9 protein-coding genes, 1 tRNA gene and 1 pseudogene are annotated in these 10,520 nt (G+C 55.4%); 4 read left to right on the top strand and 7 right to left on the bottom strand.

Features of this window, described 5'->3' with window-relative positions; translation table 11 throughout:
• The first annotated feature begins 45 nt into the window (after nucleotides 1-45).
• A tRNA-Ile gene (locus AC1D35_RS26870) sits at nucleotides 46-121 on the top strand.
• Nucleotides 122-321: 200 nt separating this feature from the next.
• Here the strand turns inward: AC1D35_RS26870 and AC1D35_RS26875 are convergent.
• From AC1D35_RS26875 to AC1D35_RS26885, 3 genes and pseudogenes are all read right to left on the bottom strand, one after another.
• Nucleotides 322-1,299 (bottom strand): annotated as a pseudogene (locus tag AC1D35_RS26875) (site-specific integrase); the annotation flags it as partial.
• On the bottom strand, nucleotides 1,265-1,531 hold the full coding sequence (locus AC1D35_RS26880) for a helix-turn-helix transcriptional regulator (protein WP_477940942.1): 267 nt from the start codon (nucleotides 1,529-1,531) through the stop codon (nucleotides 1,265-1,267). The pseudogene AC1D35_RS26875 and the gene AC1D35_RS26880, both read right to left, overlap by 35 nt.
• A gap of 10 nt (nucleotides 1,532-1,541) precedes the next feature.
• The gene (locus tag AC1D35_RS26885; protein WP_477940943.1) at nucleotides 1,542-1,760 is read right to left on the bottom strand and encodes a helix-turn-helix domain-containing protein; all 219 of its coding nucleotides are present in this window, start codon (nucleotides 1,758-1,760) and stop codon (nucleotides 1,542-1,544) included.
• A 95-nt stretch (nucleotides 1,761-1,855) separates the two neighbouring features.
• Between AC1D35_RS26885 and AC1D35_RS26890 the strand changes: the two genes are divergently transcribed.
• Together AC1D35_RS26890 and AC1D35_RS26895 are read left to right on the top strand one after the other, a co-directional pair.
• Entirely contained in the window at nucleotides 1,856-2,266 is a 411-nt protein-coding gene (locus AC1D35_RS26890) for a helix-turn-helix domain-containing protein (protein WP_477940944.1), read from the top strand.
• 26 nt (nucleotides 2,267-2,292) lie between these two features.
• Nucleotides 2,293-2,619 (top strand): hypothetical protein, encoded by a 327-nt coding sequence (locus AC1D35_RS26895; RefSeq protein ID WP_477940946.1) that lies wholly within the window; start codon nucleotides 2,293-2,295, stop codon nucleotides 2,617-2,619.
• 249 nt (nucleotides 2,620-2,868) lie between these two features.
• Here the strand turns inward: AC1D35_RS26895 and AC1D35_RS26900 are convergent.
• Nucleotides 2,869-4,007 (bottom strand): IS3 family transposase gene (locus AC1D35_RS26900; RefSeq protein ID WP_477940948.1). Its coding sequence is split into 2 segments (ribosomal slippage): nucleotides 2,869-3,740 and nucleotides 3,740-4,007, totalling 1,140 coding nucleotides; the frame shifts between segments, so codons are not numbered across the junction.
• A 93-nt stretch (nucleotides 4,008-4,100) separates the two neighbouring features.
• On the opposite strand from AC1D35_RS26900, the gene AC1D35_RS26905 reads away from it, so the two are divergent.
• Complete coding sequence (locus tag AC1D35_RS26905) at nucleotides 4,101-4,400, top strand: helix-turn-helix transcriptional regulator (RefSeq protein WP_477940950.1); 300 nt, start codon at nucleotides 4,101-4,103, stop codon at nucleotides 4,398-4,400.
• Nucleotides 4,401-4,478: 78 nt separating this feature from the next.
• Here the strand turns inward: AC1D35_RS26905 and AC1D35_RS26910 are convergent, their stop codons facing one another.
• The 3 genes from AC1D35_RS26910 to AC1D35_RS26920 form a co-directional block, all read right to left on the bottom strand.
• Entirely contained in the window at nucleotides 4,479-5,402 is a 924-nt protein-coding gene (locus AC1D35_RS26910) for a DUF5655 domain-containing protein (protein ID WP_477940952.1), read from the bottom strand.
• A 9-nt stretch (nucleotides 5,403-5,411) separates the two neighbouring features.
• Nucleotides 5,412-7,040 (bottom strand): AAA family ATPase, encoded by a 1,629-nt coding sequence (locus AC1D35_RS26915; RefSeq protein WP_477940954.1) that lies wholly within the window; start codon nucleotides 7,038-7,040, stop codon nucleotides 5,412-5,414.
• Nucleotides 7,037-10,520, bottom strand: a 3,484-nt coding sequence (locus AC1D35_RS26920; protein WP_477940956.1) for an Eco57I restriction-modification methylase domain-containing protein, incomplete at its 5' end; no start/stop codon positions are given. The genes AC1D35_RS26920 and AC1D35_RS26915, both read right to left, overlap by 4 nt.

The following is a 10,520-nucleotide window of genomic DNA, read 5'->3' on the forward strand; positions in this document are numbered from 1 at the left end:
AAAGCTGCGGGTACCATTGCCCCGGCTGACCGCACCATGGGTGCCGGGCCTGTAGCTCAATGGTTAGAGCCGGCGGCTCATAACCGCTTGGTTGGGGGTTCGAGTCCCTCCGGGCCCACCATTTCTGTCTTCGGACGTTGTTTTTCCATCGTTTTTTCCTCGATTTGTCTCACCGGAATTCCGGTTCGATGAAAGTGGGACATTTTTGCGGGCCACATAGGTTTTGCGGCGCTCGAAACCGGCATCAATAATGCGCTTGGATTGGGCGGCTTTGGTGTAGTGCTGCGCCATCTTGGAATCAGACCAGCCAAAGATCGCCATCAACTGATGTTCGGTCGCACCTGCCTCGGCGAGGATGGTCGCGGACGCCTTTCGGAGGCCGTGCGACGAGCATTCCGGCAAATCGGCATCGTTGCACCACTGGCGCATCTTGTTGCCGAAGCCGTTCCCGCTGAACGCCTTGCCGTATTCGGTGATAAGGAAAGTCGGCTGATCGTGCGTGATCGCGTCCAGCGCCTCGCGTAGCTCGTCTGTGACGGGCAAGCTAAGCGACTGTGCATATTTGCCGGAACCCTTTTCCGGCATGAACTCGATGCGGTCGGCAACCAAGTTGCGCCAGCCGAGTTTGACGAGGTCGGAGCGTCTTACACCCAAATTCAGCATCAGTTCCATTGCGAGCCGGGCCATGTAGCCGAACGGATAGGCTGCGCGATAGCGCTCCAACTCCGCTTCGCTCCAGGTGTGGAAGCCGGGCGACTTGTGAATTTTGGTGACGCCGTTCGCGGGATTGAAGGTTGCGAACTCGGCGCTGATAGCCCAATTGAACAGTGCCTTCAGATACTTCACCAGCTTGTCGGCCGCGCCCGGCGTGCCGCTGCGCTTCATCTGACTGGCTTCGATGTCGGATTTGCGAATCTTCTTGAAGGGGAGTTCGCCCACATTGCTGCAATAGCGATTGAGAACGCTTTTCTTGTCTTTCTGCGTGGCCGGAGACTGGCTTTGAAATGCCTTGGACCGATAATAGGTCTCGACAAGCCAGCGAACCGAGCCGGGCTCCAGTCTTGAAATCGGGACCGTCTTTTCACCACGATCGCCGGCCAGCACGCGATGATATTCCTCGGTAAATGCCCGGGTGACGCTGCCCGCCTCGTTCAGATAGGCAGACGTCATCCGGTACTTCGGCATTCCTGGCAGGCGGAGATAGAACCGTTCGTTGCCGTGCCGATCGATATCCCGCGAGCAATATTTGAAGGGGACGCGCTGACTACCCGACCGCGTAATCAAACGGGTTTTCGCCATCGTCTTCGTCTCCGCTCAAGCCCTGTTCTTTCATGTCGTACCAGGACGCCCTGATTTCCTCGGCATCCCAACGGCGCAACGCGCCGATCTTCACGCCTTTCGGCATAAGGCCACGGCGGACCCAGTCGTCAAAGGTCCCCGTCGAGACATCCAGAAGCTCCGCCGCACGGACGCGGCTGACCGCGAATTTGTATAGCGGTCGCGGGGCTAACGTTTCAGCTTGCTGCTTCATATGCCGCTCCTCACGCTCTGGAGGCGTTGTCAGCAAGCGCCAAAGCCTTCTGCCTGGGCTCGACCATATTCGCAGCAAGATACTCATCCACGGCGTTTTCCGGCAGGAACAGGCTTCCGCCAATCCGGACATGACGGATTTCCTGCTTGGCGATCAGGTTCCGGATGCGAGCGACCGGCCATCCGGAACGATCAGCCAATTGCTTCGGTGATAAAAGCTGAGATTGCATAACTGCTCAACTCCATAGAGATAATTCGACACGAGACAGAACGAATCATATAATCGCGCTGGACGCAACATTTTTATCGCATTTGAGATATTTCGATGCAAGATGGATTCATGGAGGCGATGGGGCAGCGGCTGGGGAAAATCCGGAAGGATTCCGGGTTAAAGCAGGTGCCCTTTTCCGAGGCGCTTGAGGTGTCGCAAAGCGCTTACAACACCTACGAGCGGGGAAATCGCGAGATCCCGGCAAAACTTCTTCGGCTTCTGCATGTCAAATTCAATGTGAACCCCGTGTGGATGCTCACGGGGGAAGGAAGCCCGTACAATCGGGACACCGTCGATCTGTATCACCATGTCACGGGAGCGGTTGACGCTTTCATCGCAAGGGAAAGCTGTCAGGTGGAACCAGACAAGCGCTTGAAGCTCATCCGGTTCCTGATCGACTACGCCGAACAACACGGCGAATTCACAGAGGAAATTGCAGAAAAATATCTGAGGTCAGCGATATGAGTAAATCGAGTTTCGAAGAGCATATAATGCAGGGCGTATACGTGCTTGGCCGCCAGCGCGATCAACTGGCATCCGAAAAACGGAAATTGGCAAGGCAGTTGCGCTACGCTCAGCATTCTGCCCGGCTCACGAGCCTTTCCAAGCAATACGATTTCGGAATGATTTTCTTCGCGGCGTTGGGAGCTGTCTTGCTCATCTTGTTCGATGCAAACAGCGGCTCCGACGCATGGGTGAACCCTGTGCTGAGCTTGTCGCTGATGCTGTTCGCTTGCGGCAATGCGTTGCGTGGCCGGAAAATGGTCAGCCGGAGGATTAGAAGCTTCAATGACCGCTTCGGTAGCTGGCAGTTCTGACGACAATTATTCAACCCACTTTGATGGGTTGAATAAATTGAAAACATGCATATTTGAACCATTGAAAGGGTCAATTAATGCGCCTAGCGGGTCACGCTGAAACTAAAGGTCGGCGGCTTCCTGGGCGCGTCTATCACGATCTCGACCGCCTCGTGATCGATCTCAAGCTTGCTACGCCCGAGGATGATAGAGGTGGCTCKGTTTGTCTGAACAGTTTCGGGCGTTTTGCTAAGTGGATTTCCGCCTCGATTATGCCGCCACCATCATTGGTGCCAGCGCGTTGAAGTAGGCCTGATCCGGCGTCCGCCGGTCAAGGGATGAATGTGGGCGTCTGGTGTTGTAAAAGTTTAGATATCGGCCGATGCCAGCGCGGGCCTCGGACACAGTCTTGTAGGCGTGGAGGTAGACTTCCTCGTATTTGATCGAACGCCAGAGTCGTTCGACGAACACGTTGTCCCGCCACGCACCCTTGCCATCCATCGAGATGGCGATTTCCGCCTTCTTCAGCACCGCCGTGAAGTCGACAGAGGTAAACTGCGATCCCTGGTCCGTATTGAAGATGTCGGGTTTGCCATAGCGAGCCAGCGCCTCCTCGACCGCTTCGATGCAGAAGGCTGCTTCCATGGTGATCGACAGCCGCCACGACAGAACCCTCCGGCTGAACCAGTCCACGACGGCGCAGAGATAGACGAAGCCGCGAGCCATCGGAATATATGTCAGGTCCATCGCCCACACCTCGTTGGGCCGAGTGACCGCCAGCTTTCGCAGGAGGTAGGGATAGATTTTGTGCCCAGGTGCTGGTTTTGAGGTGTTTGGGCGGCGATAGATCGCCTCGATGCCCATCTTCTTCATCAGCGTGGCGACGTGCAGCCGCCCAGCTTCCAGCCCTTCTCCCTTCAAAAGCCATTGCAACATCCGACTTCCCGCAAACGGGTATTCGAGATGCAGTTCGTCGATCCGGCGCATCAGGGCAAGTTCGCCGTCTGGCACTGGACGAGGTAGATAATAGACGCTGCTCCGGCTGAAGCCGAGAAGCTTCGCCTGGCGCACCACGGATAGCTTGTGCTCGCGGTCGATCATTTCTTTCCGCCCAGCAATCCCGCCTTGCCGAGCGCTCCGGCTAAAAAATCGTTTTCCAGTGTCAGTTCGCCTATTTTGGCGTGCAGCGTTTTGACATCAACGGTTGGACCCGCTGGTTCCGCCTTCGTTTCATCGCCGAAAACGCCTGTCGCCCCCTCAAGGAACTGGTCTTTCCACTGTTTGATCTGGTTGGCGTGCACGTCGAACTGTTGGGATAATTCCACCAGCGTCTGCTCGCCTCGRATGGCGGCGAGCGCCACTTTTGCYTTGAAAGCCGGGCTATGGTTCCGGCGCGGTCGTCTCGTCATGGTCTCTCCTGTTCCCGGCATCTAAGCCGAAGTCAGGCAGAAATTCCACTTATCCCCCCTGTTCAGATTTCCCGAGCCAGCTCTGATTGACGTATGTCTCGCTGGAAAAAGCCCACGAAAGATGAAATCCTTGAGAATAGGCGAGGGTTTGCAGAGCGGGCGTATAGTGGCGATCTCCGGTTGCCTGGAAGCGTTGCGGATCTGCGCAGAGGTATCGGCCTGAGTCAGGAAGAGTTTGCGAAAATAGTCGGCCTCACCAGGCGCCAAGTCGCCGAGATCGAAGCTGAGACCGCGAACCCCACGCTCGAAACATTGACAAAAATTGGCCGCCTATTTGGATTTACGGTGGGTTTTGTACCCAGAGCGCCGAGTGATTTTTACACGAAGTCATAGGCGGGTAGGAAAGGAAATGTCGATTGTCGAACAGTGCTTCGATCGGCTTATCTCAAGGCCTGTCGGCCTCTTGGACATTCACGAGCTTTCATAGCTTTGCTTGATCAGCGGCATAGCTTTTTCGAGGTCTTCGGGCTTGGCGAGGGTTATCTCTAGGTCGCCGGTGCCGAAATGCCCCACGTTCGAGACGTCGCGGGTGAATCCCGGCTCCAGCGTCACGGTGGTGGGGTCAACCTTCACGAAGACGTTGATTCGACCGGTCGTTGGGCGAAATTCGATACAAGCAAAATTTTTGATGCGCTTGAAGGCGATATAAAAGCGTAGCGTGGTTTCCTGCACATCGTCGCCCAAGGCCAGCAGATAGGCGCGGAGCGCTTCGTAGCGGTCGCGCATGCCGGTGTCGAGTTCCTCGATCACGGTGCCAATTGTCTTGTATTTGTTCCCTGATGCCGGCCCCGGCTCACCGCCGCCCGAAGATTTCTGCTCGACAAATGCGCCCTTTACCGATGTCACCGCCACGAGATCAAGCATCAGGAGATCCCCGCCGAAGCGGCGATAGCGGATCAGTTCGATGTTGCGCTGCATCTGCTTGACGGCGTGGTCATCATATTTGTTGAAGTCGCCGGCAATGCAAATCAGGCGCGGCGCTGACCAATCGACGGTATCAGCTTCCGTCTTGCCAAGTTTTTCCAGCACCAACCACTGAAAGTCCTTACGGTGGTCCATCAGCCAATCGAGATAGAACAGGCCCTGGTTGATGACATTCTCGTTCTGGGCACGCTTATATTCGAGGATCACCGGACAGCCATTCTCGTCGAGCCCCAAAGTATCGATCCGGGCGCCGGTGCTTGTGGTAAATTCGCTGGCCAGAAAGCGCACACCAAGCAGCGCTTCGAGGTTCTTCTCGAACAGCGTCTGCAAGGATTTTTCGATCGTATCCGTCGTGCCGGAAAGCTCGGAGACACTGCCCTGGCCGATGCGAAAGAGTTTGATGTCGGACATGGGGTGACCTCAGGGGCTATTTTGCTTGGCGCCCGTCGGGACCACTTTGAGGGCGAACAGCAATGTGTCAACGGCGTTAAATGCGCCTTTGATTTCATGTTGTGTGACTGATGGAACGCCACCATGTGAAAGTTTATTGAAGAGTATGCCCGTATACATTTCGATCGCCCCGAGAGGAGCGTCATACGCGCCATTAGCCTTCTTGCTAAATGCTTTCACGGCTTTCAGTAGGTCGCTAGCAGGTGTTTTGTCTGGCAGTTGTTGATAGGCTACTTCAACCTTCTTAACCTCGCAGAATTCGCGTAGTGCGAGTTCGGCAGCTATACGAGCATAGTTTCCGGCAGCATTCACATGTCCCTTTTTGAGGAAATTACGGCCATCGGCCAAAGCTTCACTTGCAGCGCTGGAATCAACTGCAGTTACAGATGGTGCATGCAAATGATCGTCGTTTGAATGAATCTTTGCATACCGCCAATATTGATCGGCCTTATGTCGCCGATGGTATGCGCGCGCCATCTCGAACCAGACTCGATCATGAGTTAGTAGCACAACTTGCCAATCCTTGAAGTCGTCAGCCAGCAAATCAAGAACTGGTAAACGGTTCGACTGATCGAGCCCAATAAGAACGTCGTCGAGGACGATTAACCGTGGCGTATCAGCCTGTAGCGTCGCGGCACAAATCTGTCGTCCCGCGAAATAGATCGCCAATGCGAGGGCAGAAAGCCTCGCTTCATTTAGAAAGGTCTGAGGTGGCCGATCAAGCGCTACACCATTGAAATTCAGAATCGGAACAAGGCGCTGTCCTCCGATTTTTCGGTCCCGGATTTGGTGGGCCCAATGTGGACTAAGGCCGCTCATTTCGAAACGTTCAAGTGAAACATCATCCCAGCCCAATTTGGCGAGGATCACATTGGCCCGTGGCACTAAGTTTTTTAGCGCCTCATCTAGCGCAGCATTTATCCCGCTGCAAAGCGCGGACATCCGCGTAAGATTGTAGTCCCAACCCTTGCGGATTTTCGGAAGCCCATTCAAAAGCTCCCATACCGTTATTAGCCGCGACTCTTTCCCATCATGGGTTACAGGGTAATCGCGCAACAATACGTCGACAATGACAGTGAACAGGTTCACCTCGCCATTCCCGTGCTGGTAATTGGTATTTAGCAGAGATCTATAGTCCAGCATGGCCTTACGAAAAGCAGCATTCACAACGCGCGAGTCAGCGGATTTTGCCGGGTATCCGCCAGTGTCTGCAGGGTGACCACGACCATCCCAACGTACTGGCGTGGCATCGCCTTCAAAAGTTACCTCAAAGAATACGTTTCCTTTGCCACGGTTCGGAAAGATGTTCTCGAGCTCGGCAAGCCGCTTCTTGCGGGCCTGCGCATTCGGTTGAGCAGCAGAGAAGAACTCATCCAGCCCGTGAAACACCGATGATTTGCCCGCGCCGTTTTCGCCGTAGATCAGCAGGTTTTTGCCGTCGAGCTTGAAGGTTACGGGTTCTGGGCCCGCGAAGGCCCGGAAATCGCACAGGGTGAAATTCTTGATCTTTGGCGTGTTTATGGCAGGAGCCGCAACAGCGGGTGCGGCTCTAACGGGCTCGGTGATGGCTGCGGCGACTGGCGGGGCTACGACACTCATTCCCTTCCCTCGATGATGCGGACGACGTCGAGAGTGGCGAGGTCGGAGAGCATGATCCGAAGACGCGCGCCGGGTACGAGGTGGGTGGCGGCGAAGCTTTCCGCCGCTTTCTCCAGCTCCGCGCCTTCAAGACCGACGAGGTTGCCGAGGCCGGCACGTTCGGCCTCGTCGAAAAGGGTCAGGCCGCGGGCATGCAGATCGTCCTTGAAGAAGAGCTCGTAGACAAAGCCGTTGAGGAGTTGCTCGACGCGGTTATCGGAGATCGCAATTGAACTGTAGTCGATCTCGTTCAAGAGCCGAGCCGCCAGTCCTGCAACACGGGGCACTGGAAAAGCCTCAAGCCCATCAGGCTGAACCTCGTAGAAGCCTCCTTGTTTTCCCGCAAACACTTTACGTGAATAATATTCGGAAATGCTGGAATTCAGTACCACTGCGAGATAGTTTGAGAATTCACCGGTGCGAATGCAATAGGCCGTGTTAGCAGGGTAATACCCCTGACGATCCATGGAAAAACTCGGTCGAAACGAAATTTTTGTCGATAGCAGCTTTGGAGATTCAAACTCTTCCCAATAGTTGACGTTATCTTGAATCTCAAACCATTGATAGGAACCTGCTTTCCTACCCTCCCAAATGCCGTCTTTTTCATCGTTCCAACTTGAAGGCTTTGGTTCCAGTTTGTTTCGAAACTCCTGAAGGTGCTTTTTGATCGCCGGGTAGGAGTTGATGTCGATTCCACGCCGGGTGAATATAATCCATTCGTCTTTACTCGTAAGGCGCCAACGCTCCACCTCAGCACCGCGTATGTAGCGTTTGATTATCTCATCCGAACTAGCGTGCTCTTGCAGCAACCTTTCTCGTTGAGATGCGGTAATTTCAAAGGCTTTGTTGTAACCAGTAGTAACTCCACGGAAGACACGCGAGGACGTAAATTCCTTGAGCGGCATGCCCGCCGCGCGTATGCGCTCCAGCAGCCCGCGCCTGGCCTGTGGCTCCAGCTGCCAGCCATCCAAAGCCAGCGCTTTCTGCTGCATGTCGAAGCCGATCTCATCCACCAGTTTGGGGAAGCCGGGAATATCCTCACGCGTCAAATTCGCTGGCCAGTTCATCACGCGCACCACATCTTTGTCGCCCGGGGCAGGCACCGGCACCTCGCGCCTGTTGGCAATGATGATGGTGGGATAGGCGATGGCATCAAATACTTCCGCATCGCCAAAATCCACGACGCGGCGCAATTGCGTGTGCCGGTTTAGCCAGCCGCGCAGGTTCGTGCCATATTTGACGCGATACCATTTGTTCGAGGTGATGAAGGCGAAGGCCCCTCCGGGGTTGAGCAGCTCAATGCCGCGCTGGATGAAATAGACGAACAGATCAGCCGTGCCGGCATACGCGCCAAGCACATTGCCTTTCTGATCCTTCGCACCATAAAATTTCTGCAATTGCGGCTTCTGCTCTTTGATCGACTCCTGCCGCACATAGGGCGGATTGCCGATGACCAAATCGAACGGTCCGACGCGATAAGAGTAGGCTGTCGCCGCAGTTTTCGGCTGCTCAAGAGCGAACATCCATTCTGGATCGAAAAAAGGTGCTGCAGCATTCTGGTCAAACGGGTCCCATGCCGCCATCTGATTGGCATCTTGCTCGGAAAGGCCATGGTCCGACTTTAGCAGCTCAGCTAACTCATCGCGCAGCGCGCCTATATTCTCGCGCCGGGCAAGCTTGCTCTTTGAGCTGCGAGCGGAGAAATAGCGCCCATTCATTACTCGCAGTTCGGCTTCTTTCTCGGCGATCTTGGTGTTGCGGAACAGATCGGCTTGTGCCTTTCGCTCGATGAGGATCAGGCTATTGGCGGCAACAAGCTTGGTTTCAAGGTTGGGCAGCGCCGTGATGTTGAGGTTGTCCGGATTGTCGAAATCAATCTTCTGGCTCACCACAAGCGAGATGAAGAAGCGCAACTTTGCGATCTGAACCGCGATGGGCTGGATATCGACGCCAAACAAGCACTTGTCGATGAGATAGAGTTTTCGCGCGTAATCCGGTCTGTTGGCATCGGAGAAATCCCGGTCGAGCTTGGCAAGGGCTAATTCCGCTTCCTCGATCCGCTGTTCCTTGTCAGACGGGTTCACAGTAGCATGGGCCGCCTTCAGGCTCTGCTCCAGCGGCCTGCGGTTCTGTGCCTTCCAGCGGGCATTGTCCGGGTCCAACCGGTGCAGCACATGGATGAGCTTCTGCAACAGGCCCATGGGAAATGCGCCGGAACCGCAAGYCGGGTCCAGCGCCTTGAGGCTATCAATGGCAGCAATCAAACGGTCCGTTTCGACGCTTGAAAACGGATTGCCGCTCTCCTTGAACGAGAGAAGATTGCGCAGACGCTTGCCGAGATCGCCCGTTTCTGCCGCCACGCTGGTCGGGCCGCCGGCAGGCCTGGTGAGATCAAACTCGCCGGGCATCGCCATGTCCAGAGCCTGCTGGCGCGGCTTGCCATGCGGCGGCTCTGCCGGCGCTGCGGCCAAACGCCGCTCAAAATGCGCGACCAGCGCCTCATCGACCATGTAATCGACGACTTCGCGCGGGGTGTAGAATGAACCGGACTTCTTGCGCGCTGTGGTGCGGGTATCGGCATTGTAACTGGCGAGCAGGTTCTCGAACACCTTGCCCAGCAGTTCAGGATCGAGCGCGACCTCTTCCTCGACAGGGGTGTTTTCCTCGACCGTGAACTTGTAGCGGGAAAACAGTTCGATCAGGCCATCGGCCTCATAGGTCTTCCCCTTAGTGTCGTAGTCTGCGTTGAGATCGACCTTTTCCTTGGCTGCGAAGAAAATCTTGTTTGGAACTTTCAGCGGATTTTCKGGGCGTTCGGAGAAGCCATCGATGCGGATGACATCATGTTTGCCCTCCTTGACGAGGCGCTTCTTCAGCTCTGGGTTGCGTTCCAGATCACGGACGGACACTTGCCGATCGAGGCACTCGAACAGGCCGCCGTTGAGGAAGGGCACCTGCTTGAACAAGGAGAGTGCTTTGTCCGGCTCGCGGAAGGCATCGCGGAAGCGATAGACTGTATGGATGAGATATTGCCCGTCCAGCCCGCCGCCGGTGCCCTTGGTGCGCCAATCCCGGTTTTCCGACATTTCGGTGTTGAGCGTGGCGAAGAACAGGTTTTGCAGCACGGCCTTGTAATAGGTGCTGCTGTCGCGCTGGCTAACCGGGTCTTCGTTCAATAACGCCTTGAGTTCGACTTGATCGAACAGCGCATCGGGCACCAATCCCTTTTCCTTGATGAACCAGACAAAGATTAGCCGGGTGAGCAGCCGAATGACCGCGATCTGGTTCTGCGCCTCAAAGGCTTCCCTCTTGGCCTTTTCAGTCGTCTCGTTCTCGCGCGCCCGAACTGCAGCCGGAAATTCGACGATCTTCGTTGACCAGAAGAACCAGTTGGCAAGTTCACCATAGAACTTTTTGTTCAGCGTCTGCGCCGACAATGCC

This window comes from Rhizobium sp. P1_E6 (genome assembly GCF_056405875.1).

What these genes read in the sequence shown, in the direction of transcription:
- AC1D35_RS26880 (WP_477940942.1), bottom strand. Translation starts at nt 1,531, where the DNA reads ATGAAGCAGCAAGCTGAAACGTTAGCCCCGCGACCGCTATACAAATTC.
- AC1D35_RS26885 (WP_477940943.1), bottom strand. Translation starts at nt 1,760, where the DNA reads ATGCAATCTCAGCTTTTATCACCGAAGCAATTGGCTGATCGTTCCGGA.
- AC1D35_RS26890 (WP_477940944.1), top strand. Translation starts at nt 1,856, where the DNA reads ATGCAAGATGGATTCATGGAGGCGATGGGGCAGCGGCTGGGGAAAATC.
- AC1D35_RS26895 (WP_477940946.1), top strand. Translation starts at nt 2,293, where the DNA reads ATGCAGGGCGTATACGTGCTTGGCCGCCAGCGCGATCAACTGGCATCC.
- AC1D35_RS26905 (WP_477940950.1), top strand. Translation starts at nt 4,101, where the DNA reads ATGTCTCGCTGGAAAAAGCCCACGAAAGATGAAATCCTTGAGAATAGG.
- AC1D35_RS26910 (WP_477940952.1), bottom strand. Translation starts at nt 5,402, where the DNA reads ATGTCCGACATCAAACTCTTTCGCATCGGCCAGGGCAGTGTCTCCGAG.
- AC1D35_RS26915 (WP_477940954.1), bottom strand. Translation starts at nt 7,040, where the DNA reads ATGAGTGTCGTAGCCCCGCCAGTCGCCGCAGCCATCACCGAGCCCGTT.